The sequence below is a fragment of the Sphingopyxis sp. Root154 genome (assembly GCF_001427105.1).
GTDB lineage: Bacteria > Pseudomonadota > Alphaproteobacteria > Sphingomonadales > Sphingomonadaceae > Sphingopyxis.
Map to the genome: position 1 here is coordinate 1,936,577 of NZ_LMGI01000002.1, position 23,898 is coordinate 1,960,474.

At 64.8% G+C, this 23,898-nt stretch carries 28 protein-coding genes; 12 read left to right on the forward strand and 16 right to left on the reverse strand.

Annotated features, from left to right (window positions below; translation table 11 throughout):
- Positions 1-43: 43 nt before the first annotated feature.
- Positions 44-2,197, reverse strand: coding sequence for a S8 family peptidase (locus ASD73_RS14820; RefSeq protein WP_056373125.1), 2,154 nt, complete (start codon positions 2,195-2,197; stop codon positions 44-46).
- 385 nt (positions 2,198-2,582) lie between these two features.
- Between ASD73_RS14820 and ASD73_RS14825 the strand changes: the two genes are divergently transcribed.
- The 3 genes from ASD73_RS14825 to ASD73_RS14835 all read left to right on the forward strand — a co-directional run bounded on the left by ASD73_RS14825 (position 2,583) and on the right by ASD73_RS14835 (position 6,342).
- Positions 2,583-3,260 carry a pyrimidine 5'-nucleotidase gene (locus tag ASD73_RS14825; RefSeq protein ID WP_056373715.1) on the forward strand — a complete coding sequence of 226 codons (678 nt, stop codon included), beginning with the start codon at positions 2,583-2,585 and terminating at the stop codon, positions 3,258-3,260.
- Positions 3,257-4,099 carry a 2,3,4,5-tetrahydropyridine-2,6-dicarboxylate N-succinyltransferase gene (dapD, locus tag ASD73_RS14830; protein WP_056373126.1) on the forward strand — a complete coding sequence of 281 codons (843 nt, stop codon included), beginning with the start codon at positions 3,257-3,259 and terminating at the stop codon, positions 4,097-4,099. Before ASD73_RS14825 ends, dapD begins: the two co-directional genes overlap by 4 nt.
- A 152-nt stretch (positions 4,100-4,251) precedes the next feature.
- The gene (locus ASD73_RS14835) at positions 4,252-6,342 is read left to right on the forward strand and encodes a hypothetical protein (protein WP_056376090.1); all 2,091 of its coding nucleotides are present in this window, start codon (positions 4,252-4,254) and stop codon (positions 6,340-6,342) included.
- A gap of 87 nt (positions 6,343-6,429) precedes the next feature.
- Here ASD73_RS14835 and gpmA read toward each other — a convergent pair whose 3' ends face one another.
- A complete protein-coding gene (gene gpmA, locus ASD73_RS14840) occupies positions 6,430-7,116 on the reverse strand; it encodes a 2,3-diphosphoglycerate-dependent phosphoglycerate mutase (RefSeq protein ID WP_056373128.1) in 687 nt (228 codons plus the stop codon).
- Between the two features lie 187 nt (positions 7,117-7,303).
- Between gpmA and ASD73_RS14845 the strand changes: the two genes are divergently transcribed.
- Positions 7,304-7,765, forward strand: a complete 462-nt coding sequence (locus tag ASD73_RS14845; RefSeq protein ID WP_056373129.1) for an Hsp20 family protein — start codon at positions 7,304-7,306, stop codon at positions 7,763-7,765.
- A 66-nt stretch (positions 7,766-7,831) separates the two neighbouring features.
- Here the strand turns inward: ASD73_RS14845 and ASD73_RS14850 are convergent, their stop codons facing one another.
- The 12 genes from ASD73_RS14850 to ASD73_RS14905 form a co-directional block, all read right to left on the reverse strand.
- Positions 7,832-8,305 (reverse strand): GNAT family N-acetyltransferase, encoded by a 474-nt coding sequence (locus ASD73_RS14850; RefSeq protein ID WP_056373130.1) that lies wholly within the window; start codon positions 8,303-8,305, stop codon positions 7,832-7,834.
- Entirely contained in the window at positions 8,305-9,414 is a 1,110-nt protein-coding gene (locus ASD73_RS14855; RefSeq protein ID WP_056373131.1) for a M14 family metallopeptidase, read from the reverse strand. Before ASD73_RS14855 ends, ASD73_RS14850 begins: the two co-directional genes overlap by 1 nt.
- Positions 9,411-10,031 (reverse strand): DUF4136 domain-containing protein, encoded by a 621-nt coding sequence (locus ASD73_RS14860; protein WP_056373132.1) that lies wholly within the window; start codon positions 10,029-10,031, stop codon positions 9,411-9,413. Before ASD73_RS14860 ends, ASD73_RS14855 begins: the two co-directional genes overlap by 4 nt.
- Positions 10,032-10,192: 161 nt before the next feature.
- Positions 10,193-10,858, reverse strand: coding sequence for a cell wall hydrolase (locus ASD73_RS14865; protein ID WP_056373133.1), 666 nt, complete (start codon positions 10,856-10,858; stop codon positions 10,193-10,195).
- 197 nt (positions 10,859-11,055) lie between these two features.
- Entirely contained in the window at positions 11,056-11,394 is a 339-nt protein-coding gene (locus ASD73_RS14870; RefSeq protein WP_056373134.1) for a DUF1491 family protein, read from the reverse strand.
- A 21-nt stretch (positions 11,395-11,415) separates the two neighbouring features.
- Positions 11,416-11,880 carry a PTS sugar transporter subunit IIA gene (locus ASD73_RS14875; protein ID WP_056373135.1) on the reverse strand — a complete coding sequence of 155 codons (465 nt, stop codon included), beginning with the start codon at positions 11,878-11,880 and terminating at the stop codon, positions 11,416-11,418.
- A gap of 151 nt (positions 11,881-12,031) precedes the next feature.
- Positions 12,032-12,604 carry a ribosome hibernation-promoting factor, HPF/YfiA family gene (gene hpf, locus ASD73_RS14880; protein WP_056373136.1) on the reverse strand — a complete coding sequence of 191 codons (573 nt, stop codon included), beginning with the start codon at positions 12,602-12,604 and terminating at the stop codon, positions 12,032-12,034.
- Positions 12,605-12,649: 45 nt separating this feature from the next.
- Positions 12,650-13,351, reverse strand: coding sequence for a DNA polymerase III subunit epsilon (gene dnaQ / locus ASD73_RS14885; protein ID WP_056373137.1), 702 nt, complete (start codon positions 13,349-13,351; stop codon positions 12,650-12,652).
- Positions 13,352-13,370: 19 nt separating this feature from the next.
- The gene (coaE, locus tag ASD73_RS14890; protein WP_056373138.1) at positions 13,371-13,994 is read right to left on the reverse strand and encodes a dephospho-CoA kinase; all 624 of its coding nucleotides are present in this window, start codon (positions 13,992-13,994) and stop codon (positions 13,371-13,373) included.
- A complete protein-coding gene (gene aroE / locus ASD73_RS14895) occupies positions 13,991-14,803 on the reverse strand; it encodes a shikimate dehydrogenase (RefSeq protein ID WP_056373139.1) in 813 nt (270 codons plus the stop codon). The genes coaE and aroE overlap by 4 nt, the downstream gene beginning before the upstream one ends.
- On the reverse strand, positions 14,800-15,396 hold the full coding sequence (locus ASD73_RS14900; RefSeq protein ID WP_056373140.1) for a Maf family protein: 597 nt from the start codon (positions 15,394-15,396) through the stop codon (positions 14,800-14,802). Before ASD73_RS14900 ends, aroE begins: the two co-directional genes overlap by 4 nt.
- Positions 15,393-16,202, reverse strand: coding sequence for a pyruvate, water dikinase regulatory protein (locus ASD73_RS14905; protein ID WP_056373141.1), 810 nt, complete (start codon positions 16,200-16,202; stop codon positions 15,393-15,395). The genes ASD73_RS14900 and ASD73_RS14905 overlap by 4 nt, the downstream gene beginning before the upstream one ends.
- 339 nt (positions 16,203-16,541) lie before the next feature.
- On the opposite strand from ASD73_RS14905, the gene hemE reads away from it, so the two are divergent.
- The 6 genes from hemE (at position 16,542) to ASD73_RS14935 (ending at position 21,029) form a co-directional block, all read left to right on the forward strand.
- Positions 16,542-17,570: a uroporphyrinogen decarboxylase gene (gene hemE, locus ASD73_RS14910; RefSeq protein WP_082521562.1), complete on the forward strand. Its 1,029-nt coding sequence runs from the start codon at positions 16,542-16,544 to the stop codon at positions 17,568-17,570.
- A 3-nt stretch (positions 17,571-17,573) separates the two neighbouring features.
- Positions 17,574-18,020 (forward strand): CopD family protein, encoded by a 447-nt coding sequence (locus ASD73_RS14915; protein ID WP_056373143.1) that lies wholly within the window; start codon positions 17,574-17,576, stop codon positions 18,018-18,020.
- 262 nt (positions 18,021-18,282) lie between these two features.
- Positions 18,283-19,539 carry a transcription termination factor Rho gene (rho, locus tag ASD73_RS14920; RefSeq protein ID WP_056373144.1) on the forward strand — a complete coding sequence of 419 codons (1,257 nt, stop codon included), beginning with the start codon at positions 18,283-18,285 and terminating at the stop codon, positions 19,537-19,539.
- A gap of 9 nt (positions 19,540-19,548) precedes the next feature.
- A complete protein-coding gene (locus ASD73_RS14925; RefSeq protein ID WP_056373145.1) occupies positions 19,549-19,842 on the forward strand; it encodes an antibiotic biosynthesis monooxygenase family protein in 294 nt (97 codons plus the stop codon).
- A 59-nt stretch (positions 19,843-19,901) separates the two neighbouring features.
- Complete coding sequence (locus tag ASD73_RS14930; protein ID WP_443027979.1) at positions 19,902-20,564, forward strand: TerC family protein; 663 nt, start codon at positions 19,902-19,904, stop codon at positions 20,562-20,564.
- 63 nt (positions 20,565-20,627) lie between these two features.
- Positions 20,628-21,029: a DUF1489 family protein gene (locus tag ASD73_RS14935; RefSeq protein ID WP_056373146.1), complete on the forward strand. Its 402-nt coding sequence runs from the start codon at positions 20,628-20,630 to the stop codon at positions 21,027-21,029.
- Here ASD73_RS14935 and ASD73_RS14940 read toward each other — a convergent pair.
- Together ASD73_RS14940 and ASD73_RS14945 are read right to left on the reverse strand one after the other, a co-directional pair.
- Positions 21,026-21,427: a nuclear transport factor 2 family protein gene (locus ASD73_RS14940; RefSeq protein ID WP_056373147.1), complete on the reverse strand. Its 402-nt coding sequence runs from the start codon at positions 21,425-21,427 to the stop codon at positions 21,026-21,028. The genes ASD73_RS14935 and ASD73_RS14940 overlap by 4 nt on opposite strands.
- Positions 21,424-22,122 (reverse strand): dienelactone hydrolase family protein, encoded by a 699-nt coding sequence (locus tag ASD73_RS14945; RefSeq protein ID WP_056373148.1) that lies wholly within the window; start codon positions 22,120-22,122, stop codon positions 21,424-21,426. The genes ASD73_RS14940 and ASD73_RS14945 overlap by 4 nt, the downstream gene beginning before the upstream one ends.
- 106 nt (positions 22,123-22,228) lie before the next feature.
- Here ASD73_RS14945 and ASD73_RS14950 point away from each other — a divergent pair, with 106 nt between their 5' ends.
- The gene (locus tag ASD73_RS14950; protein ID WP_056373149.1) at positions 22,229-22,525 is read left to right on the forward strand and encodes a DUF6489 family protein; all 297 of its coding nucleotides are present in this window, start codon (positions 22,229-22,231) and stop codon (positions 22,523-22,525) included.
- Between the two features lie 23 nt (positions 22,526-22,548).
- Entirely contained in the window at positions 22,549-23,853 is a 1,305-nt protein-coding gene (mnmE, locus tag ASD73_RS14955) for a tRNA uridine-5-carboxymethylaminomethyl(34) synthesis GTPase MnmE (protein ID WP_268800904.1), read from the forward strand.
- Positions 23,854-23,898: the final 45 nt, after the last annotated feature.

Sequence of the window (23,898 nt, forward strand, 5' to 3'; positions counted from 1 at the left end):
TTTAGCATCCCCTGTTTTGATCTTTGGGGAACATTAAAGCCGATCAGAAGCCCATCGTAAAGCGAAGCGCCGCGCCCTGGTCGTTGCGCATCGCGGCGATATGGCCGGGGTCCTGCCGCCACCAGCTGTTCGCGATCAGTTCGCCGCCGAAGAGCGACAGCGCATAGCTTGCCTCGACCACCAGCTCGCGGCCGGTGGGCGCGAGGTTATAGGTGCGGCGGCCGAAGTCGGTGCGGCCAGTCGTATAGTCGTGCGCAACAGGGAGCATCAGGTCGATGCCGCCGCGCGCGACGCGCAAAGGCTGGGCGAAACGGAGCGCCGCGCGGTCCCCGGGCTGCACCAGATTCACCTTGGCGACGTCGAACGAAAAGGCCGTCGACCAGAGCGCGCCGCCCGCGATCAGGCCATGCTGGTCGGGGCGCGTCCACATCTGGCGCCAGGCGGCCGCAACTTTCCAATCATCGCGCATATCGAGGATAAAGCTGGCGTCGCCGACGAGGCTGGTGGCGCCGCCGGCACCGAACATCGGGCCGAGGCGGGCGCCGAGCAGACTGTCCGATTCGCGGAGCCAGCTTGCGCCGAGCGCGGTGCGGACAGAACCGAATCGCGAGTCCCATGCGGCGCCGATGCGCTGGTAGCGGCCGTCATGGCCCGAGCGGTAGCGGAGCAGGGGGTCGTCCTGCCAGCGCGAGCCCGAAACCCGGCCATTCTCCAATATGATACTAACATATTGATTACTCATGATATTATGACGGATTATCGTGCCAATACCAGAGCTTGCGGCGAAACCAAGGCCCTCGTGCGCGGCGTCGCCGATCAGCATCGCATGGCTGCTCTCGCCGCGCTCGCCGGCGAGCAGGCCGCCGGTGCCGCGCCCGGCGGCAAAGCCGATGCGTGTGCGCGCGTCGAGGCGCGTCATCACCGAAGCGGCGAGGGTGCGCGCGCGCTGGGCGTCGTGGAAGGAGAGGCCCGCAAGCGCGTCGGTACCGCCCGTGCCCGGGGCGGTGACGAGCGAAAGCGCGAGCGACTGGCTTGCGGCGCTTTGCTGGCGGACGAGCCCGCCGATCGCGCCCGACAGCTTGAAATCGGGACGCCGCTGGCCGAGCGAGCCGCCGAAGTCGACGTTGAAGGCGCGGCCGAAGCCGTCGGTGACGAGACCTGTCGTGCCAGCGCCACCCGCATCGCCCATCGGGCCTCCGAGCACGCCGAGCGGCGCGCCGAGCGCGACGGCGGTCGAGGTGCCCGCGAGCGATGTGGCGCCCATCGGCTGGAAGGCGCGCGCAATGTCGAGGACGCCCTGTCCGTACACAGCATCGTCGCCCGTCGCACCCGCGTCGCGCGCCGATTGATAGAGCAATTGCACGATCTGCTGGCTCGACAGGTTCGGAAAGGCTTGCGCGATCAGCGCAACCGCGCCCGCAACCTGCGGCGCCGCGAAGCTGGTGCCGTTCAAAACGAAAACGAAATTGCCCTCGGTCTTGAGCGCGCCATTTTCATAGGCGCAGCACACACCCTCGCCGAGCGCGCTCAGGTAGGAGCCGGCATAGCCGCCGGCGCGGTTGCTGAAACCCGAGATAGCGCCATTTTCATTGACCGATCCGGCGATGATGACGAGCCCCCCGCCGGCATCGCGAAGCCCCTGCGCGAAGCGTTCGGGGTTGTTCGGATCGTTGCCGTTCGCGGTCGTATCGCCTTCATTCCCCGCCGAGACGATGACGATGATTCCCGCCGCGGTCGCGCGCGAGACCGCGGCGCGCAAGGTCGCACCGGGCGGGTCTTCGCCGCCGAGCGAGATGTTGACGACGCGCGCGCCCGCGCCGACCGCACGGTCGAGCCCCGCCGCGATCGCAGTTTCGGGGAAGCGGCAGCCGCTTTCGTCGTTGGCGGGATCCTCGGTCGCGCAACTACCCGGCCGGTCGGCGCGCAGCACGAGCAGGTTGGCATTGAAGGCGATGCCGAAGGTGCCGGCGTCATTCTTGCCGCCGAGCAACAGCTGCGCGACGTTCGTGCCGTGCGTCCCCTCGCCATTGATGCCGCGCGATCCGGCGAGGTCGATCGATTGCGACGAAATGCGCCCGGCGAATTCGGGGCTGTCCTGATCGATCCCGTCGTCGATGACGCCCGCGAGGATATTCTGCCCCGTCGCGCCCGCCTGATAGGCGGTGATCGCGCCGTGGAAATTGACCCCGTCGGACATGCGCGTCTCGGCGGTGTTGAAATTGCCTGTCGGCGGCGGTGTGGGCGTGGGAGTCGGGGTTGGCGTCGGTGCGGGGGCAGGTGGCGGCGCAGGAGTCGGCGAGGGGCGTGCGCCACCACCACCACATGCCGCAAGCGAGAGCGCCACGATACCGAGCACAAGAGGCAAAGGCCGCCCAGCCACCCGTCGGATGCTGTTGCGTCGGTCCGCATCGGCCATCGCCGTTCCCCTTTGCCCTGATATCCGCCTTTTAGCGCAGCGGAGGGGGTGGGGGTAGCATCATGCGGTTAATTGAGGGTTCCGGTCCTCCCTGTCGCGAAGCGATGAGAAGGAACTTTTGCCGGCCTTGCCCCCGCGCACCCCAGCCATTATGCGGCCGGGCATCATGCCCGCCCCGCTCGACCATATCGACAGCTGGATCTTCGATCTCGACAACACGCTCTATGCGCCGTCGGCGAAGCTGTTCGACCTGATCGACGAACGCATGGGCGCCTTCATCATGCGGCTGCTGGACGTCGATGCAGCCGAGGCGCGGCGGGTGCAAAAGCAATATTTCCACGACCATGGCACGACGATGGCCGGGCTGATGCGCCACCACGGCGTCGATCCTGAGGATTTTCTGGTCGACGTCCACGACATCGCGCTCGACCGGCTGACGGTCGATGCGCGGCTGCGCGCCGGGCTGGAGCGTCTGCCGGGGCGCAAGCTGATCTTCACCAACGCCGATGCCGATTATGCGGCGCGCGTGCTGCACGCGCGCGGGATCGCCGACCTGTTCGACGGCATCTGCGATATCCGCGTCACGCGCTATACGCCGAAGCCCGACGCAGCGGCCTATGCGATGATGATTTCGCATCTGAAAGTCGACCCGGCGAAGAGCGTCTTCGTCGAAGATATGGCGCGCAATCTGACGCCCGCCAAAGCGCTCGGCATGACGACCGTCTGGCTGGACAATGGCAGCGAAAGCGGTCATCGGGGCCACCTGCCGGATCAGGTCGATTTCCACGTCAACGACATCGCCGACTGGCTCGACAATCTGCCTTTACCATGGGGAATTTCATGACCACCGACCTGCAATCGACGATCGAAGCCGCATGGGATGACCGTGACACGCTGGGGCTGACGACGACGGGCGCGGTGCGCGAGGCGGTCGAGACCGCGCTCGCCGGGCTCGACGACGGCAGCTATCGCGTCGCCGAGCGGGATGCCGGCGGGGCCTGGCAGGTCAACCAGTGGCTGAAGAAGGCGGTGCTGCTGTCATTCCGCCTCAACGATATGGAGCTGATCGAAGGCGGCCCCGGCGGCGCGCGCTGGTGGGACAAGGTGCCGTCGAAATTCGCCGGCTGGGGCGAGAATCGCTTTCGCGACGCGGGTTTCCGCGCCGTCCCCGGTTCGATCGTCCGCCGCGGCGCCTATATCAGCAAGGGCGCGGTGCTGATGCCGAGCTTCGTCAACATCGGCGCCTATGTCGGCGAGGGATCGATGGTCGACGCCTGGGCCACCGTCGGCAGCTGCGCACAGATCGGCGCGAACGTCCATCTGTCGGGCGGCGCGGGGATCGGCGGCGTGCTCGAGCCGTTGCAGGCGGGACCGGTGGTGATCGAGGACGGTGCCTTCATCGGCGCGCGCGCCGAGGTCGCCGAGGGTGTGATCGTGCGCGAGGGCGCGGTGCTGTCGATGGGCGTCTATCTGGGCGCATCGACCAAGATCGTCGACCGCGCGACGGGCGAAGTCTTCATCGGCGAAGTCCCCGCCTATTCGGTCGTCGTGCCAGGCGCGATGCCGGGCAAGCCGCTGCCCGACGGGTCGCCGGGGCCGTCGCTCTATTGCGCGGTGATCGTCAAGCGCGTCGACGCGAAAACGCGTGCGAAGACCGGAATCAACGAGCTGCTGCGCGATTGAATCGTAAGGCCGAAGGCACAGAATCGGGCGCCGTAACCGACGCTCGTCGAGCGCTGCTGCCCGTTGGTAGACATCATATAACAAGATAATTATTGCGAATTATTCGCGATTGGGGAGGCCTTCTGTTTCGATAGCGGCCGCGAGGGGGAATTATGTCGGCCGTTTTTCACGGGTCATCGCTGGTCCTATTGGCTTTGCTGTCGGGCGCGCCCGCCGCGGCGCAGGAACCCACCGGCGACGCACCGCCCGCAATCCCCGTTCCGGTGAATGGCGCCGAACGCTATACGCCCGCAGACTTCACGCGCTTTGCGCCGCGCACCGCGCTCGATATGGTCGAGAAGGTGCCGGGCTTCCTGATCGTCACCGGCACCAACGGCGGCGAACGCGGGCTGGGCGCGGCGACCGAGAATGTGCTGATCAATGGCGAGCGCATCGCGAACAAATCGACCGATGCGCGCACCGCGCTCGCGCGCATCACCGCCGCCGAGGTCGCCTATATCGACATCGTCGACGGCGCCGGACTGAACGTCCCGGGGCTGACCGGGCAGGTCGCCAATGTCGTGCTCGTCGCGGGCGCGGGGAGCGACGGGTATAAGACGACGATCCGCTGGCAACCCGAATGGCGCCCGCGGCTCGACAAGAACTGGCTGAACGGCGAAATTTCGACGACGGGCAAGCTCGGCGGCACAAATGTGACGCTGAGCCTGAAGAACGAGGCGCGGCGTCAGGGGCATTGGGGCCCCGAACAGCGGTTCGACGGCAATGGCGAGCTGTTGTTCGTGCGCGACGAGTTCGGCCGCTATAATGCCGACCAGCCGCGCCTGTCGGTGGCGCTCGCGCGGACCACTGCGAACGGAAACAAATGGAATTTCAATCTGGGCGGTCAGCTGGTCAACCTCGACGAGCGGGTGGACGGGACGTCGGTTCAGCCCGGCGCCGGCACGGTGCGCGAGGCGTTCCGCTTCACCGAAGACGAGCATAATTTCGACATCGGCGGCGATTATGAGCTGGGGCTGGGCAAGGGGCGGCTGAAGCTGATCACCCTCTACCGCTTCGAGCACAGCCCGTTCGTCGACAGTTTCATCGTCGATCGCGAAATCGGCGGGCGGACGGGCGAGCGGTTCAAGCAGACCGCCGACGAGGGCGAGTCGATCCTGCGCGGCGAATATAGCTGGCGCACCGGCGGCGGCACCGACTGGCAGGTCGCGCTCGAGGGCGCGTACAACACGCTCGACGTCGATTCCGAATTTGCGGTGCTGCAGGCCGACGGCAGCTTCCGGCCCGTCGTCTTTGGCGGCGAACGGACGAAGGTCGAGGAAAAGCGCGGCGAGGCGTCGCTGACCTGGGGGCGCTCGCTCGCATCGAACCTGACCGCACAGGTCAACCTGGGCGCCGAATATAGCGAGCTGACCTCGTCGGGTCCGGGCGGGCTGACGCGCCGCTTCGTCCGGCCCAAGGGCAAGGTCGCGCTGGCGTGGAAGGTTGGCGGCAAGACGACGATCAACTGGTTCCTCCAGCGGCGCGTCGACCAGCTCGACTTTTTCGATTTCGCGAGCTCGGTCGATGTGGCGAACGGGCAGGGCAATGGTGGCAACGGGCTGCTCGTGCCGCCGATCGTCAATCGCAGCGAGCTGGAATTCGTGCAGGATATGGGGGCGTGGGGCAATGCGTCGGTCGCCTTTGCCTATGCCTATGCCGAGGATCTGGTCGACCAGGTGCCGCTGTCGCCGACCACCGAAGGACGCGGCAATTTGCCGCCCGCGCATCTCTATCGCATCAGTTCGAAGGCGACCTTGCTGCTCGACCGGCTGGGGTGGAAGGGCGCGCGGATCAACAGCGACGTCACCTGGCGCCGCAACCGCGTGCGCGATCCGCTCACGGGGCTGTGGCGCGACCAGAGCGAGGGGCAGGAATATGTCGTCGATCTGAGCCTGCGCCATGACGTGCCGGGGACGAACCTCGCGTGGGGCGCAGGCTATTTCGACGAGCGCTACAGTCCGAATTTGCGGCTCGGGGCGATCGAGCATGAATCGACCGACGGGCCGTTCGTCACCGCCTTCATCGAGCATAAGGATGTCGCGGGCTTCACGGTGAAGCTGTCGTACCGCAACCTCGCGGGGATGAAGGACGGCTTCAACCGGACGGTGTTCGCCGACCGGCGCGATGGACCGGTGGCGTTCAGCGAGCAAAGGCTGCGCAAGTTCGGGCGGTTTTTCCAGCTGACGGTGACGGGGACGCTGTAGGCATCCGATCGCAGCACCGTGTGCCCCGACGAAAGTCGGGGTCCGTAGCCACCGTATGGGCCCCGGCTTTCGCCGGGGTACACGGTCTTACCGCTCGCTGAGGTAATAGCGCTCGCTTGCGCTCAGATCATCATTGAGTTCATAGACAATCGGCTGGCCGGTCGGGATTTCGAGGCCGGTGATGTCGGCGTCCGAAATGCCCGAGAGATGCTTGACGAGTGCCCGCAGGCTGTTGCCGTGCGCCGAGATCAGCACCGTCTTGCCCGCGGCGAGTTGGGGGACGATCGCCGCTTCATAATAGGGCAGCACGCGCTCGATCGTGTCCTTGAGGCTTTCGGCCGACGGGATGGCGATGCCGGCGTAGCGCGGGTCGGTCGACAGGTCCCACGGCGAGCCGGCTTCGAGCGGCGGCGGCGGAATGTCGAAGCTGCGGCGCCAGATCTTGACCTGGTCGTCGCCATGCTTCGCCGCGGTCTCGGCCTTGTCGAGCCCGGTGAGGCCGCCATAATGGCGTTCGTTGAGGCGCCAGTCCTTGGTGACGGGAAGCCAGAGCCGGCCCATCGCCTCGAGCGCGAGGTTCAGCGTCTTGATCGCGCGCGACTGGACCGAGGTAAAGCAGGTATCGGGCGCGATGCCCTTCGCCTTCATCAATTCGCCCGCGGCGACCGCTTCGGCGACGCCCTTTTCGGTGACATCGACATCCCACCAGCCGGTGAAGCGGTTTTCGAGATTCCACTGCGACTGGCCGTGACGGATGAGGATGAGCTGGGGCATTTCGGATCCTTCGGATGGAGAGAGACGCCGCCCTTTAGCGCGGGTTTTCAAGGAACGCCAACCGCCCTCTTGAAATGGTTTCGCTGGCTACCAGATTGGCGTCATCCGGCCGCCGACACGGGGCCGGGTGGCGATCGCGGCGGCCGCCGCGGTCCCTGACTTCGCTTTGTAAAAGGAAGAAAGATCCATGCGTAACAGCTTCGACTGGACCCCCTATCGCCGTTCGACCGTCGGTTTCGACCGCCTGTTCGATTTCCTCGAAACGGGCGGTTCGGGCGCCGAAAATTATCCGCCCTTCGACATCGAAAAGGTCGCCGACGACCATTTCCGCATCACCGTCGCGGTCGCCGGTTTCAAGTCCGACGAGATCGACATCACCGCGCAGCAGAATATGCTGACCGTCAGCGGCCGCAAGGCGCCGGTGGCCGACGGCGAGGCGCGGCAATTGCTCTATAGCGGCATCGCGACGCGCGCGTTCGAGCGCCGCTTCCAGCTCGCTGACTTCGTGCGGGTCGAACGCGCCGACCTGTCGGACGGCCTGCTCGCGATCGACCTGGTCCGCGAAGTGCCCGAGGCGATGAAGCCGCACAAGATCGCGATCGGCGGCACGCAGCCGACGCTGTTCGATGCGGACAAGAAGGCCGCGTAAGGCGCGCCGACTGGCTTGATCGAATTTTGCGGGGTCCGGAGTCCCTTCCGGGCCCCGTTTTCGTGTCTAGAGCACGCGCGTCATGAAACGGCTGAACGGGTCGGGCTGGTAATCGGCGAAGGGCGCGCACTCGGTAAAACCATAGCGCTGATACAGCGCGATCGCGGGTTCGAAGGCGCCGCTCGATCCGGTTTCGAGGCTGAGGCGCTTGAGGCCGCGGGCCCGCGCCGCGTCGATGATATGATCGAGCATGTGCGCGGCGACGCCCTGCCGCAGAAAGGATTCGGCGGTGCGCATCGACTTGATCTCGCCATGCTTGGCATCGAGCATCTTCAATGCGCCGCAGCCCGCGAGTTCGTCGTCTCGGTGGATCGACCAGAAGGTCACGCCGTCGGCGCGCAGCCCGTCGAAATCGAGGAAGTGACAGCTTCCGGCCGGCGAATTCGCGAGCATGCCCGCGAAATGTTGCTCGAGCAGCGCGCGGATGGCGGCGCCCGACAAATCGTCCTCGACGATCCGCCAGGCGCCCGCCCTGGACATCAGAGAAGCTGGTCCAGCGTCGCGAGGCACGCGCGCGCGAGCAGCTTCGAGCGTTCGGGCGACCAGCCGGCGACGGGGTCGGGGAGGTCGCGATTGTCCTTGAACGGCATTTCGAGCGTCATCGACACCGCGCCGAAACGTTCGGCGAGCTGCGTCGTCGACATCGACAGATTTGCCTGCCCCGGCGCGGTTTCGGCATAACCGAGGTCGACCTGGAAATCGGGCGTGTTCGCGGCGAGGGCGGTTTCGAACGCCTTATATTTTTCGGTCTGTTCGGGCTTGAGCGACGGGATGCCCTCGAAGCCCGCGAGGAAGACCGCGGGGATCGCTTCGTCGCCATGGACGTCCATCGCCCAGTCGACACCCGTCGCGTCCATCGCATTGCGGACGGCGAGCACTTCGGGGCTGCGTTCGGCGGTCGGATTGTCCCATTCGCGGTTGAGGTTCACGCCCGCGAAATTGGTGCGCAGGTGGCCGCGGCACGAGCCGTCGGGATTCATGTTCGGGACGATGTGGAAGCGGCATTTGTTCCGCAGCGAGCGCGCGTGCGGATCGGCAGGATCGATGAGCTTTTCGAGCGCGCCTTCCATCCACCATTCGGCCATGCTCTCCCCCGGATGCTGGCGGGCATAGAGCCAGACCTGCGTGTCGCCGGTGCCCATTTCGAGGCAGTCGATCGGCTGGCCTTCGAGGCTGGTGCCGAGACAGCGGTAGGTGACGCCTTCACATTCGGCGATCTGGGCGACGAGGTCGTGGTGCCGTTCCATCGAATAGGGCGCGAAATAGGCGATATAGAGGATCGGGCTTTCGGCGGTGTGCTGGATCGTCAGCGTGCCGGCATCATAATTTGTATCGAGGCGGAACCAGGTTTCGCGATCGGTGCTCGCGCACGCCGCATAGCCCGGCCAGCCGTCGGGGTAGGCCGATTCGCCGAGCCCCGTGATCGCGAGGTCGAGCGCGTCGCCGACCGCGCATGCCACGCGGAAATGGAACCACTGGAAAAAGTCCGATTCGCGATCCTTGCGAATCGAAAGGCGCGCCGACGTGCCGTCGACATTTTCCACGACGATATTGCCGCTGTCGAAAGCGGCGTTGATGCTGATTGTCATTTGACGCTGATAGTGCGTCCCGATTCCCCGGGGAAGTCCTTGAATAGGGCTTCGGCCAATTTCGCCGCGGCGAGGCTGGGCTGGCTGGCGGGCGCCTTTAAAGGGACTGCGGTCACTGCGCGGCCTTCCCACACGGCCTGACCGCTCGCGGCATCGTCAACGCGCACCGCGAGCTGGAGATCGGCCATCCGTTTCGGACCGCCGCCGAGGTTGAGACCGATACCGAGTCCGACGCCCGACCCGTAGCTGCCCGTCGAACCGCCGACACCGACCGAGACCGGTGAACGCCTGCCGACGCCTTCGCGGTTCATGCGTTCGAAACCGATCCGCACCTTCAAGGGGGCGCGGGCGCCGTCCGGCGCCGCGACGAGTCCCTGCCGCTGCAATTGCTGTTCGACCGCGGTGCGGTAGCTGTTCCATTCGAGCGAGGGCGCGTCGATCATCGCCCCGGCGTTGCCAAGCGGCGCGGTGTCGACGGTATAGCGCGTACCTGGTACCCAGTTCCCAGGCGCGCTGGCGTGGAAGCGCGTGACTTCGACCGGGGGAACCGCGGTGGCGCAGCCACCGAGAGCGAGCGCCGCTGCAGCGAGCAGGGCTACGGAAATTTGACGCGTCATCGCTGCACCATGCGCCAGCAAATATGGCTTGGCAATGAACGGTCTATCGCTTCGTCATGCCGGGCTTGACCCCGCATCCATCGAAGTGGCGCAGCTGGACCCCGGATCAAGTCCGGGGTGACGATAAAAGGGAGGGCGCGATCTACACCGCGCCCATCCGATCAACGATAGAAGATGTGGTTGTCGATCTGCGCGATGCGCGTCTTGCGCCAGCCCGGCGAGACATAGCGCGCGTGAAAGAAGAGCGCGCCCGGGGCGTGGTTCTTCCAGCTGCCGTCGCGGGCGATCTGCGCGATCGCCACGGCGTTGCTCCACTGCGCCGCATTGCGCACCGCGGGCATCCGGCCGCCGCGCACGAAGCTGAACTGGCTCTTCTGGTGGACGACGCCGCAGAGGCTCTTGGGGAAGCGGCCCGATTGGGCGCGGTTGATCACGACGTGCGCGACCGCGAGCTGGCCCGGAAGCGATTCGCCGCGCGATTCGAAATAGACCGCACCGGCGAGGCAGCGCAGTTCGGGATCGATGTTGGCAGGTTTGGGCGTCGCGGCGACGAGTTCGGCGAGCGAATCGGCGGTCACCTGGGCCGGCTTCGGCTCGGTGGCGGGTTCTTCATCGGTCTTGGTGTTGTCTTCGACCGGCGCTTCGGCCGCGGTCGACAGATCCGCCTTCTCAGCCACGACCGGCGCGTCGGCGCCCGGCAGGATGATCGTGGGGATATTGGCGTCGGCCGCAAGATCGCTTGCAAAGCCCGGTTCCGCCAAAAGCAGCATGGAGGCGGCAGTCATGCCGACGGCAGCCATGCCGGCTACGTTCAGAATGCGACTCATATTGTCCGTCAAAAGTGCGGCCGATGAACCGAACCTCTCAAAACAGGCGGGGGACTATAGGTCCAATATCGCCGCCTGCGGTCATCGTCCGACTGCGTGTCCAAACCGTTTTATCGGGGCATCACCAAGGCGACGTATCCCACGGAACGACCTACGCGTTATCGAATGGGCGGCACTTATTGTGCACCGCAACAGAGTCAAGTTAACGCAGCCCACTCCGCGACGAGTTGTGGCGCATCTGCGATATCCAGTTCAATTAACCACAAGTCGGGATCGGCCTTTCGCCGCCGCTCCTGATAATTTGCGCGCGATTCACTATCTTTTGGGTCGTTTGAACCGACCGCCTCCCAGATATAGTGGCCTTGCGCCGAAAAACGCCGCTCGAGCAGCGGTCCTGGTCGCCCCCGTTCGGTACATTGAACGAGAATGATTCCCGATGTGTCGTCGCCTTTGGCAAGTACGGTCGCAAAGCCGCCCGCCGCTTCGGTCCGGCGCAGCAGCAGATCGACGAGAAAGCGGCTTTTCAGCCGCGTCACAGGATGACTCGCGGCGCGGCGTTACGCCGCGTCACGCGTTTCGGTGTCGGCGAGCATCGCATAGAGCGCTTCGTCATTTTTCGCACCGCGCAGCCGTTCGGCGATCGCCTCGTTGCGCAGCATACGCGACACGCCCGCGAGCGCCTTCAGATGATCGGCGCCGGCATCGAGCGGCGAGAGCAGGATGAACAGCAGGTCGACGGGCAGGCCGTCGACCGCGGTAAAGTCGATCGGACGCGCCAGCTGCAGGAACAGGCCGCGCACACCGCCAAGGTCGGCCATCTTCGCATGCGGAAGCGCGATCCCGCGCCCGAAACCGGTCGAGCCGAGGCGCTCGCGTTCGAGCAAAGCTTCGCTGACTTCGCCGGCATCGAGGCCGAGCGAACGGCTCGCGAGATCGCCCACGAAGGGGAAGAGCGCCTTTTTCGAATCGAGCTGCACATGCGCGCGCACGGTCGCCGGATAGAGAAGGGAAGAAAGATTCATTGCTCTGGTCAAATCTTGTAAAACGCCGGCCGCCGCCAGAAACTTGAAGCTGGCAAGCGATCGCGGATCTGTCGTGGCAGGCCCCCCGCCATCCCGGCTTCGGGCATCGTTGGGCGCGGCCCTTAAGCCGGATGGCGGAGAAAATCCAGCCCTATCGTGGCTCGACCCAGCCGATCGTCCCGTCATCACGACGATAGACCATATTATGCGAGCCGGTCTTGCTATTGACGAAGAGCAGCGCGTTGGTGTTGCGAAGGTCGAGCATCATCACCGCGTCGGACACGCTGCTGCTCGGAATATCGACGCGCGTTTCGGCGATGATCGCGGGCGCATCGCCCGCATCTTCGTCATTGCCGGCGTCGAACACGGTGTAGCCCGCGTTGTCCTCGATCTCGTCGACCGTCGGCGACGGCGCGGCCACGCCGTTGTTGTGGTCCTTCAATCGCCGCATATAGCGCCTGAGCTGTTTTTCGATACGCTCGGCGGCGCCCTCGAATGCGACATGCGCATCCTGCGCCTGGCCGTGCCCTTTCAGCACCAGCCCCTGCATCACATGCGCGACGATGTCGCACTGGAAACTATCGTGCGGCCCCTTCCCGAAGGTCGCGTGCGCCCCGATTGCGCGCGAGAAATATTTGTCGGCAATCGCGTTCATCCGGTCCGACACATGCGCCTGAAGCGCTTCGCCGGTTTCGATCTGGTGGCCAGAGACGCGGATTTCCATTTTTCTTCTCCTTCTTGGCCGGCGCGATGATTTAGGGAAAGGTCATCACACCGTATCGAGCCACAGCGGCTGGTTCAGCCCTGCGACAAATTCGGCATGGCGCGCGAGTTCGGCGGCCGATGCCATATGGGGACGGGGTTCGCGAAAGGGGCGGTCGGGGCCGCGCGATGCGGCGGGGGTCGAAATCTCGATCCTGGCCGACGAGCCGGCCGAAGCCGCGAGGCCAAGGCCGATCTGCCGACCACCGGTCATTTCGATATAGAGATGCGCGAGCAGTTCGGCGTCGAGCAGCGCGCCATGCTTGACGCGGTGGCTGCGGTCGATGCCGTAGCGCGTGCAGAGCGCGTCGAGGCTGTGCTTCGCGCCCGGGTGGAGCTTGCGCGCCATCTGCACGGTGCAGCACATCCGCGCCATGTCGAGGGCGGGGCGGCCGGCCCGCGCGAGCTCGGCGTTGACGAAACCGAAGTCGAAGGCGGCGTTATGCGCGACGAGCGGCGCGTCGCCCAGAAACTCGATCAGCTCGTCGACACGAGTCGCGAACAAGGGCTTGTCCGACAGGAACTGGATCGACAGGCCGTGGACCGCTTCCGCAGCGGCGGGCATGTCGCGTTCGGGATTGAAATAGGCGTGAAAGGTAACGCCGGTTTCGCGGCGGTCGACCAGCTCGACGCACCCGATTTCGACCAGCCTGTCCCCGCTCCTGGGATCGAAACCCGTGGTTTCGGTATCGAAAATAATCTCGCGCATCGAGGTTTTAATCTGGACCCTATCGGGCGTGGAAACAAGAGGCGATGAATCTTATCTGGCGGTGCGTCTCGCTTTTCGGGCGGCCCGTTTCGATGATGAAATCGGCGCGCGCCCGCTTGACGCGGTCGGGGACCTGCAGCCGGCGGATCGCCTTGAGCTTCGCCGCGGTCATGCCCGGGCGGCGCATTACGCGCTTGCGCTGCATCCATGCCGGCGCCGAGACGACGGCGATCGCCCCGACCTTTCGCCAGCCGCCCTTTTCGAAGAGCAAGGGAATGTCGAGAACGACAACGTCGCGCGCGCGGTTTCTGGCGAGAAAGCGTTTCTGCGCCCTGCCGACCGCGGGGTGAACGATCGCCTCGAGCGCGGCAAGTTCGTGGGTGTCGCCGAGCACAAGCGCGCCGAGTTTCTGCCGGTCGACCCCGTTCGGGCCGGTGGTGCCGGGAAAGCGCGCCTCGATCGCGGCGACGAGCGCGCCGCCGGGGCCTTGCAGCCGGTGGACCTCGGCGTCGGCGTCGAACACGGGCACGCCTTCGCGTTCGAACATCATCGCCGCGGTCGACTTGCCCATCCCGATCGATCCGGTGAGGCCGAGGATGAAGGGACGGCGGAGCCGCGAGCCGAGGCGCTTGTGATGCGTCATGCCGTGAGCAGCGCGCGCAGCTCCTCATCGCGGCCTTCGGGCGGGGTCGCGCCGAAGAACAGCTCGAAGGCGAGCGCGGCCTGGCCGATCAGCATGTCGAGCCCGTCGACGGTATCGAGCCCGCGCGCCTCGGCGGCCTTGAGCAGCCCGGTCTGAAGCGGCGAATAGACGAGGTCATAGACGATCGCGTCGTCGGCGAGCGGCGACAGGTCGAGATCGAGCGGCGGCTGGCCCTTCATGCCGAGGCTGCTCGAATTGACGAGCAGCGAGACCGGCGGCAGCTGGGCGTCGAGCGCGACGACATCGCCCTTAAGGCCGAAGGTCGCGAGCAGGCCCATCGCTTTCAGCGGGCTGCGGTTGAGGATCGTCACGGGGCCGACATGGGCGCGGGCGAGCGCGAACAGCACCGCGCGCGCCGCGCCGCCGGCGCCGACAACGGCGACCGGTGCGCCTTCGAGATCGAGTTCGGCTAGCGGCGAATAGAAGCCTGCGGCATCGGTGTTGGTGCCGATAACAGATCCGTCGGGCTGGCGGACGATCGTGTTCATCGCGCCGATGGTGCCACGGATATCGCCGGGGTCATCGACGAGATCCATGATCGCTTGCTTGTGTGGCATAGTCACGTTGCAACCGCGCCAATCGGCGTCGGCGCAAGCACCGGCGATATAGTCCGGAAGCTCATCAGCCGGTACATGGAACCGCCGGTAATCGCCGGGAATGCCAAGCGCCTTGAGCCAGAAATTATGAATCAGCGGCGATTTCGACTGGGCGATCGGATCGCCGATCACTTCGGCATAGGGTTTGCTCATGATGCGGCCAATCCGGTGGTGCGCAGCCACGCCATCAGGGGGAGCATCGGCATGCCGATGATCGTCCAGGGATCGCCCTCGACCTTTTCGAACAATTGCACGCCTGCTCCTTCGATTTCGTAACAGCCGACGGTCCAGCGAATGCTGTCCCATTCGCGCGCGACATAGTCGGCGATGAAGGCTTCGGACAAGGGGCGCATCCACAGTTTCGCCTCGCCGATCGCGCGCCATATGGGCACGCCGTCGCGCGCGGCGACCGCGGCGCTGAACAGGCGGTGACGCGTACCCGCCATGCGGCGGAGATGATCGGCGGCATCCTCGGGGCTTTCGGGTTTCGCGAGCATCGATCCGTCGTCGAGTGCCAGCGTCGAGTCAGCGCCGAGCACCGTCACTCCCGGAAGCCGCGACGAGATTTTGACCGCCTTTGCCTCGGCGAGCGCATCGGCGATGTTGCGCGGGGTCTGGCCAGCGTCGAGCAGCGAGGCAGTGAGCGCTTCCTCGTCGATATGCGCCGCGCTCGTTTCGAAGGTGAGCCCGGCGGCGCGAAGCATCGCGGCGCGGCCGCTGCTTTGCGAGGCGAGGAGGAGGGTCATGCGCTGCGGTCTTCGACGAGCTTGATCACCGCGGCGGCGGTTTCCTCGATCGAGCGGCGCGTGACGTCGATCACCGGCCAGCCATTGTCGGCGAACATGCGCCGCGCGTAGGCGAGTTCGGCCTTGACGCGCTCGTCATCGACATAACTCGTCTCGGGCGGCTGGTTCAACGAAAGGAGGCGGTTGCGGCGGACCTGCACGAGTCGGTCGAGCCCCGTGGTGAGCCCGACGATCATCGGGCGCTTCAAGGTGAACAGCGCGTTCGGCGGCGGCGATTCGGGGACGATCGGGATGTTCGCGGTCTTGAAACCGCGGTTCGCGAGATAGATGCTCGTCGGGGTTTTCGACGTGCGCGACACGCCCGCAAGCACGATGTCGGCCTGTTCCCAATTTTCCCAGCCGATGCCGTCGTCGTGCGCGACGGTAAATTGAATGGCTTCGACGCGCGCAAAATAGGCGGCGTCGAGGACATGCTGGCGGCCGGGTCGCGCTTTCGCTTCCTGTCCCAGCATCCGCGACAGCGCGTCGGTCACCGCATCGAGCGCCGCGACGGTCGGCAGGTTAAGCGCGCCCGCGCGGCGTTCGAGACTGACGCGCAGCTCGCCATTGACCAGCGTGAAGAGGATCATCCCCGGGCTTGCCTGCACCTCGGCCATGATCCGGTCGAGATGCGATTCCGACCGCACCATCGGCCAGAAATGGCGCACGACCTCGACATCATCGAACTGCGCGATCGCCGCCTTGGCGATATTTTCGAGTGTCTCGCCCGTGGAGTCGGATATGAGATGTAAGTGGAGCCGGCCCATCGCGGCACCATGGCGGGAAACTGCCGAAAAAGGCAAGCCGCGAAGCAATCTGGTGCCCTGTGGATAAGTTTTGGCATAAGCGCAGGGATGAATTCGGGACGCGCGATTCATCCCCGGCCGTGTCGATTCCGCTCCACCGCTTATCCACAATGGATGAATCTTATCCACAGGCTGTGAATAGCGGGAGAAGCGAGAGGCGACTCTGCGGCAGGCGGTGGTGGTGGTGGAGTCAAGTTGTTGGCAAAAAGGACGCCCCGGCCTAAAGCCGCGCTTGTCCGCCGACCAACAAACCACCACAATTTCATTTAAGATTATATTGAGAAGAGAAAGAGGGCCCGCGTGAAGGCGTCACCGAAGAAGCTGCTCGCAACGCTGCGCGGGGTGCGGCAAGAGCGCCCGTCGCTCTGGCTGATGCGCCAGGCCGGACGCTATTTGCCCGAATATCGCGCCCTCAGGGAAACCAAGGGGGGGTTCCTCGAGCTTTGCTATGATCCCGAGGCCGCGGCCGAAGTGACGTTGCAGCCGATCCGCCGCTTCGGTTTCGACGGCTCGATCCTCTTCTCCGACATCCTCGTCATTCCGCATGCGCTCGGCCAGCATCTGTGGTTCGAGGCGGGCGAGGGACCGCGGCTTGCCCCGCCGCTCGTCGATAGCGCGCTGGCGTCGCTCGAGACCGCCCACCAGCGCCTCGATCCCGTTTACGCTACCGTCGCGCGCGTCGCGGCCTCGCTCCCGCCCGAAACGACCTTCCTTGGCTTTGCAGGAAGCCCGTGGACGGTCGCCACCTATATGGTGGCGGGGCAGGGGTCGAAGGATCAGTCGGCTGCCCGGCGCCTCGCGTTCGGCGATCCAGAGATATTCCAGACAATCATCGATGCGATCGTCGATCTGACCGTCACCTATCTTTCGGGCCAGATCGAAAATGGCGTCGACGCGGTGCAATTGTTCGACAGCTGGGCAGGAAGCCTGTCGCCGGCGCAGTTCGAACGCTGGGTGGTCGCGCCCAACGCCGAAATCGTGCGCCGGCTGAAAGCGCTGCATCCCGATACACCGGTCATCGGCTTTCCAAAGGGAGCGGGCGGCAAGCTTCGCGCCTATGCCGACGAGACGGGGGTCGATGCGATCGGGCTCGACGAGACGGTCGATCCGCTTTGGGCCGACGCCATCTTGCCGGCGCATCTGCCGGTGCAGGGCAATCTCGATCCGCTCGCGCTCGTTGCGGGCGGCGAGGCGCTCGATACCGCAATCGACCGCATCCTTGCGGCCTTCCCGTCGCGTCCCCATATCTTCAATCTCGGTCATGGGATTGTGCCCGACACGCCGATCACCCATGTCGAACATCTGATCAGACGCGTTCGCGGCGGATAAAATATGGAACTGACAGGTTTTCTGGGGGCGACGATGCTTTGGGTCAAAGCGGCGCATATCATTTTCGTGATTTTCCTGATGGCCGGCCTGTTCATGATGCCGCGCTTTTTCGTGTATCACCATCAATGTCCGGTCGGGTCCGACGAGGACAGAAAGTGGATCGAGCGCGAAGACCGGCTGCGGCGGATCATCTTGAACCCCGCGTTGATCATCGTCTGGATCTTCGGGCTGATGCTCGCGTTCAACGGCGATTATTGGCACGAGGGCTGGTTCATCGCCAAATTCCTGCTCGTGCTGGCGCTGTCGGGCTATCATGGCTGGATGATCGGCTATGCGAAGAAACTCGCGCGCGGCGAGCGTCCGCTCTCCGAAAAGCGGCTGCGGATGATCAACGAAGTTCCTGGCGTTGCCGCGGCGATCATCGTCATCCTCGTCGTCGTTCGCCCTTGAACGCCCCTCTCCGGACCCCGGATCAAGTCCGCAATGACGATGGAAATTTGATCGGGATCGGCCGAAAGCAAGGCCCGATCACCGCTGCCCGATTGACTTGAACCCGGCCCGGTTATAGGGGCCGGTCAACCCCGCTCCGTGCGGGCGGCGCTTCCTCGCGCCGAAGCTATCTTTAACGGTCGTCCCACGGCCGGATAGGCACCCCAGCGGTGCATCGAAATCGACTGTATTTTTCTCCCAAAACCTATCCTGGAATCCATCCATGCATCTTAAAGAACTTAAAACCAAAGCCCCCGCCCAGCTTGTCGAAATGGCTGAGGAACTGGGGGTCGAGGGTGCCTCGACACTGCGCAAGCAGGACCTGATGTTCTCGATCCTGAAAGAACTCGCCGAAGAGGGCGAGGAAATCATCGGATCGGGCACGATCGAGGTCCTCCCGGACTCGTTCGGTTTCCTGCGCTCGTCCGAAGCCAATTATCTCGCCGGTCCCGACGACATCTATGTCTCGCCGAACCAGGTCCGCAAATATGGCCTGCGCACCGGCGACACCGTCGAGGGCGAGATTCGCGCTCCGCGCGACGGCGAGCGCTATTTCGCGCTGACCAAGCTGATCAGCGTCAATTTCGACGATCCCGATGTCGTGCGCCACCGCGTTAATTTCGACAATCTCACGCCGCTCTATCCGAACCAGAAGCTGTCGCTCGACACGATCGACCCGACGGTCAAGGACAAGTCGGCACGTGTGATCGACCTCGTCAGCCCGCAGGGCAAGGGCCAGCGCGCGCTGATCGTCGCGCCGCCGCGCACGGGTAAGACGGTGCTGCTGCAGAATATCGCCAAGGCGATCACCGACAATCACCCCGAGGTCTATCTCATCGTCCTCCTCGTCGACGAACGTCCCGAGGAAGTCACCGACATGCAGCGCAGCGTGAACGGCGAGGTCGTCTCCTCGACCTTCGACGAACCCGCGACGCGCCACGTCCAGGTCGCCGAAATGGTGATCGAAAAGGCGAAGCGCCTCGTCGAGCACAAGAAGGATGTCGTCATCCTGCTCGACTCGATCACGCGCCTCGGCCGCGCCTACAACACCGTCGTCCCGAGCTCGGGCAAGGTGCTGACCGGCGGTGTCGACGCCAACGCGCTGCAGCGCCCCAAGCGCTTCTTCGGCGCCGCGCGCAACATCGAGGAAGGCGGTTCGCTGTCGATCATCGCGACCGCGCTGATCGATACCGGCAGCCGCATGGACGAAGTCATCTTCGAAGAATTCAAGGGCACGGGTAACTCGGAAATCGTGCTCGACCGCAAGGTCGCCGACAAGCGTATCTTCCCGTCGCTCGACGTCGGCAAGTCGGGCACCCGCAAGGAAGAATTGCTCGTCGAAAAGGACAAGCTGTCGAAAATGTGGGTACTGCGCCGTATCCTCATGCAGATGGGCACGATCGACGCGATGGAATTCCTGCTCGACAAGATCAAGGATTCGAAGACCAACGAAGATTTCTTCGACAGCATGAACCAGTAAGCCGCCGCGATGGCCGTGATCGAACATGCGTTGCTGCACGTCCGTGCGGGCAGCGAAGCCGATTTCGAGGCGGCCGTCGTCGAAGCGCGACCGCTGATCACCGCGTCTCCGGGTTTCCTTTCGCTCGAAATTCGTCGCCCGACAGCAACCGGACAGGCTTATCTGCTTTTAGTGAAGTGGAGGTCGGTCGAGGATCATCGTGACGGCTTCCGGCAATCGGACCGCTACCAGCAATGGCGGGCGTTGCTGCATCACTTTTATGACCCTATGCCAGAGGTCAGCTATTTCGGAGAGCCGCTGTGATTTTGGAAATTTTGACCCAGGCCGGCGCGCATGCCGCCGGATTTGGTGGACCCGCGGGTATGTGGGAAGCGATCGTCAAGGATTTCTCCAACATCACCGAGCCGGCAGCTTTGGCCGCGTTCCTGCAGGTGCTGATGATCGACCTCGTCCTCGCGGGCGACAATGCGATCGTCGTTGGCGCGCTGGCAGCCGGGCTTCCCGCCGATCAGCGCAAGAAGGTCATCCTGATCGGCGTGCTCGCCGCGCTGGTGCTGCGGATCGCTTTCGCGCTCGTCGTTCAGCAATTGATGGGGATCGTCGGGCTGATCTTCATCGGCGGTCTGCTGCTCGCGTGGGTGGCATGGAAAATGTGGCGCGAGCTGCGTCACACCGGCCAGTCGCATGGTTCGCCCGAAATTGAGGGCGACGAACATTCGGGGCTGAAGCCAGCAAAGAGCTTTGCCGGCGCCGCCTGGGCGGTCGCTGTTGCCGACGTGTCGATGAGCCTCGACAATGTGCTCGCGGTCGCCGGTGCGGCGCGCGAACATCCGGGTATCATGATCGTCGGTTTGATTTTTGCCGTCGCCCTGATGGGCCTCGCGGCGAACATCATCGCCAAATATATCGAGCGCTACCGCTGGATCGCCTATTTCGGCCTCGCGGTGATCGTCTATGTCGCGGTCAAGATGATCTACGAAGGCTGGGTCGACCCCAGCGTCGGGATCGGGACCTTGTTCGGCTAAAAAAAGGAAAAGCCAGCCCTTCGCGGGCTGGCTTTTTTTCTTGTTCGTTCCCATCTCTAGGTCATGTCCCCGCTTCACATGACCCGCGTTGCCGTCGGCTGCGCCGACTATCCGGCGCTGGAGGCGCGGATCGCAAACTATGCCGCAGGCGGTGAGATCCGTTTCGCGACGCGGTTCCGGCCCAAGCGCGCCGACGAGCTGGTCGGCGGCAAGCTCCATTTCATCGTGAAACATACGCTCGTTGCGCGCGTTGAAATCCTGCGCTTCGACGATCGCAGCGACGGGCGCGTCGACATCGTGTGCGTCGCCGATCTCGAGCGCGTGCATCCGCAGCCAAAGCGTGCGCATCAGGGCTGGCGTTACCTGGCCGACGACGATGCGCCAAAGGGCGTCGACGATCAAAGCGGGGTCGGCGCGCTACCGCCCGAACTCTATCGCGAGCTCGCCGAACTGATGCTGATCTAGCTTGGGGCCTGCGCCGCGAGCATCTCGCCCATTTTCTCCCAGACCTTGTTAATCGCTTTGAGCGGGCGAACCATCACTTTGAAATCGCTTATCTTTCCGTCATCATTCCAGCAGATGATGTCGACGCCGTTGATCTGGATGCCGTCGAGACTGCTCTGGAATTCGAGCACCGCCTGATCGCCGTCGACGATCTCGCGCAGATAGCGGAAATCGTCGCCGCCGAGGACGTGGCTCGCGGCGTGGAGATAGGCGAAGACCTTGTCGCGGCCGGCCTGTGGTGTGTGGACGACGGGCGAATGGAACACCGCATCCTCGGCGAGCAGGTCACGAAGCGCCTGCGGGTCGCCGCCGCCCGCCATATAGGCATGCCATGCGGCGAGACCGGGATGCGCGGTCATGCGAGATGCTCGGCGAAGAAGGCGCGCGTGCGGCCGTCGGCGAGCTGCGCACCGTCTTCGTTACGGCGGTTGCCCATCGCCGCGGCAAAGCCGTGGTCGAGCCCCGGATAATCGTGGAGCGTGACCTTGGGATGGGACCCCAGCCCTTCGTGGATCTTCTTTTGCGCGTCATGGTCGACGAGATGATCCTCGGTCGGGATGTGGAGCATCAGCGGATGGGCGATCGCATGGCTTTCGTTCAGCATCTGGTCGATCATGACGCCATAATAGCCGACCGACGCGTCGATATCGGTGCGCGCCGCGGTCATATAGGCGAGGCGGCCGCCGAGGCAGAATCCGACCGCGCCGACCTTGCTCGCGCCCTGGGCGTGGAGCCAGCGGATCGCCGCCTCGATATCCTTCACCCCGTCGTCAGCATCATATTGGCCGAAATAGCCGAAGGCTTCCTGCAGTTCGGCCTCGACATCGGGGTTGAGTTCGACGCCCGGCGCGAAACGCCAGAAGATGTCGGGAGCGATCGCGAGATAGCCTTCGGCCGCCCAGTCGTCGCACTTCTGCCGGATGCCTTCGTTGACGCCGAAAATTTCGGGGATGACGATGATCGCGCGCGAACTGTCGGCGTCGGGGCGCGCGACATAGGCGGGGATCTCGCCCTCGCTGTCGAGCGCGGGGATGGTGGTGTTCGTCGCGGACATTGGGGAGCTCTCCTGACTCTTGCTTCTTTGCGGTGAAAGCGCGAAGCTAGCGGTGCTGCGGGCGTGGCTCAAGCGGCTTACCGGTATTTCGGGGCGGAGACAGGCAATGAAGTTCAATATCGAGATCGATTGCACCCCCGAAGAGGCGCGGCGCCTGTTCGGCCTTCCCGACCTCGAGCCGTTGCACGACATCTACCTCGACCGCGTCAAGGAGCTGATGGCGAAGGGCATCACCCCCGATATGGTCCAGTCGATGGTGAAAACATGGGTGCCGATGGGCGGCAGCGGGCTTGAGCTCGTCCAGTCGCTGCTGGGCCAGTTCGGCGGCGGATTGATGGGCGGGGCACCGAAATCGACCGACAAGGACGATGACGACAAGTCCGCCAAGGGGCGCAAGAGCTGATCCAAGCCCTTGTAAGCGATACGATTTTTGCGTTGTCGAGCGGGATGCCGCCGGCGGCGATCGGCGTCGTGCGCATCAGCGGGCCGGCGGCTGGGGCGGCGCTGAAAGCGCTCGCGGGGCGGTTGCCGGCGCCGCGGCAAGCCTCGCTGGCGGAGTTGAAGAGCGCTGATGGAGCACCGCTCGACCGCGCGTTGATCCTATGGTTTCCGGGTCCTGCGACGGCGACCGGCGAAGATCTCGCCGAACTGCACCTGCACGGCGGGCGCGCGGTGGTCGCGGCGGTCGCCGCGGCGCTGGGTGCGATGCCGGGTCTGCGGCCCGCGGTCGCCGGGGAGTTTACACGGCGCGCGTTCGACAATGGACGGATCGACCTCGCGGAGGCCGAAGGGCTCGCCGACCTGCTTGCGGCGGAAACCGAGAGCCAGCGGGTGCAAGCGCTCGGCATGGCGAGCGGGCATGTGTCGCGTGCCGTGGCGGCTTGGCAGGATCGGTTGCTTACGCTGATGGCGGGGGCCGAGGCCGAGCTGAATTTTGCCGATGAAGATGATGTCGAAGTTGGCGACGCCGTCGCGCGGCGTCTGATTTCTGGGATGGGCGCACTTTCGGGCGAGCTGGACGAATGGCTGGCGCGGCCGGCGGCGGAGGTGATCGCCGAGGGGCTTTCGGTGGTGATCGCGGGGCCGCCGAACGCCGGAAAATCTACCTTGATCAATGCCTTGGCGCGGCGCGAGCTGGCGATCGTGTCGCCGGTGGCGGGGACGACGCGCGATGTTATCGAGACGTCACTCGCGCTCGACGGGATCGCGATGCGCTTTTCGGATACCGCGGGGATTCGCGGCGAGGGTGCCGACGAAATCGAGGCGATCGGGATCGATCGCGCGCGGACGGCGGTCGAGGGCGCGGACATCCTGTTGTGGCTCGGCCCGCCGAAGGAGGCGCCAGCGCATCCTCGCTGCATCACAATCGCCGCGCAGGCCGATCGCTGGTCGGGCGATGCGGCGGCGGAGGCCGCGGCGGCGCATTGCGATCTGATCTTGTCGGCGGCGACGGGCGAGGGGATGGACAAGCTTCACCGCTATATCGTCGACATGGCGCACACCTTATTACCGCGCGAAGGCGAAGCCGCGCTGCGCCAGCGCCAGCGCGCAGCGCTCGCCGAAGCGCGCGACTGGCTGACGATCGAGGCAGGATCGCGCGAGGCGAGTGATTTAATCTTGCTCGCCGAGCGACTCAGGCTCGCCGCGACGGCGCTCGACCGGATCACCGGGCGCGCAGGTGTCGAGGAGATGCTCGACACACTGTTCGGGCGTTTCTGCATCGGGAAATGATGTTCCACGTGAAACATCGAAAGGCAAGCAGCGCGGTGGATTCGA

Bases quoted from the DNA above. Each gene is read 5' to 3' on its own strand.
- ASD73_RS14820 (WP_056373125.1), bottom strand. From the start codon at position 2,197: ATGTCCGACGGGGTCAATTTCCACGGCGCGATCACCGCCTATCAGGCG.
- ASD73_RS14825 (WP_056373715.1), top strand. From the start codon at position 2,583: ATGCCCGCCCCGCTCGACCATATCGACAGCTGGATCTTCGATCTCGAC.
- dapD (WP_056373126.1), top strand. From the start codon at position 3,257: ATGACCACCGACCTGCAATCGACGATCGAAGCCGCATGGGATGACCGT.
- ASD73_RS14835 (WP_056376090.1), top strand. From the start codon at position 4,252: ATGTCGGCCGTTTTTCACGGGTCATCGCTGGTCCTATTGGCTTTGCTG.
- gpmA (WP_056373128.1), bottom strand. From the start codon at position 7,116: ATGCCCCAGCTCATCCTCATCCGTCACGGCCAGTCGCAGTGGAATCTC.
- ASD73_RS14845 (WP_056373129.1), top strand. From the start codon at position 7,304: ATGCGTAACAGCTTCGACTGGACCCCCTATCGCCGTTCGACCGTCGGT.
- ASD73_RS14850 (WP_056373130.1), bottom strand. From the start codon at position 8,305: ATGTCCAGGGCGGGCGCCTGGCGGATCGTCGAGGACGATTTGTCGGGC.
- ASD73_RS14855 (WP_056373131.1), bottom strand. From the start codon at position 9,414: ATGACAATCAGCATCAACGCCGCTTTCGACAGCGGCAATATCGTCGTG.
- ASD73_RS14860 (WP_056373132.1), bottom strand. From the start codon at position 10,031: ATGACGCGTCAAATTTCCGTAGCCCTGCTCGCTGCAGCGGCGCTCGCT.
- ASD73_RS14865 (WP_056373133.1), bottom strand. From the start codon at position 10,858: ATGAGTCGCATTCTGAACGTAGCCGGCATGGCTGCCGTCGGCATGACT.
- ASD73_RS14875 (WP_056373135.1), bottom strand. From the start codon at position 11,880: ATGAATCTTTCTTCCCTTCTCTATCCGGCGACCGTGCGCGCGCATGTG.
- hpf (WP_056373136.1), bottom strand. From the start codon at position 12,604: ATGGAAATCCGCGTCTCTGGCCACCAGATCGAAACCGGCGAAGCGCTT.
- dnaQ (WP_056373137.1), bottom strand. From the start codon at position 13,351: ATGCGCGAGATTATTTTCGATACCGAAACCACGGGTTTCGATCCCAGG.
- coaE (WP_056373138.1), bottom strand. From the start codon at position 13,994: ATGACGCATCACAAGCGCCTCGGCTCGCGGCTCCGCCGTCCCTTCATC.
- aroE (WP_056373139.1), bottom strand. From the start codon at position 14,803: ATGAGCAAACCCTATGCCGAAGTGATCGGCGATCCGATCGCCCAGTCG.
- ASD73_RS14900 (WP_056373140.1), bottom strand. From the start codon at position 15,396: ATGACCCTCCTCCTCGCCTCGCAAAGCAGCGGCCGCGCCGCGATGCTT.
- ASD73_RS14905 (WP_056373141.1), bottom strand. From the start codon at position 16,202: ATGGGCCGGCTCCACTTACATCTCATATCCGACTCCACGGGCGAGACA.
- ASD73_RS14915 (WP_056373143.1), top strand. From the start codon at position 17,574: ATGGAACTGACAGGTTTTCTGGGGGCGACGATGCTTTGGGTCAAAGCG.
- rho (WP_056373144.1), top strand. From the start codon at position 18,283: ATGCATCTTAAAGAACTTAAAACCAAAGCCCCCGCCCAGCTTGTCGAA.
- ASD73_RS14925 (WP_056373145.1), top strand. From the start codon at position 19,549: ATGGCCGTGATCGAACATGCGTTGCTGCACGTCCGTGCGGGCAGCGAA.
- ASD73_RS14930 (WP_443027979.1), top strand. From the start codon at position 19,902: ATGTGGGAAGCGATCGTCAAGGATTTCTCCAACATCACCGAGCCGGCA.
- ASD73_RS14935 (WP_056373146.1), top strand. From the start codon at position 20,628: ATGTCCCCGCTTCACATGACCCGCGTTGCCGTCGGCTGCGCCGACTAT.
- ASD73_RS14940 (WP_056373147.1), bottom strand. From the start codon at position 21,427: ATGACCGCGCATCCCGGTCTCGCCGCATGGCATGCCTATATGGCGGGC.
- ASD73_RS14945 (WP_056373148.1), bottom strand. From the start codon at position 22,122: ATGTCCGCGACGAACACCACCATCCCCGCGCTCGACAGCGAGGGCGAG.
- ASD73_RS14950 (WP_056373149.1), top strand. From the start codon at position 22,229: ATGAAGTTCAATATCGAGATCGATTGCACCCCCGAAGAGGCGCGGCGC.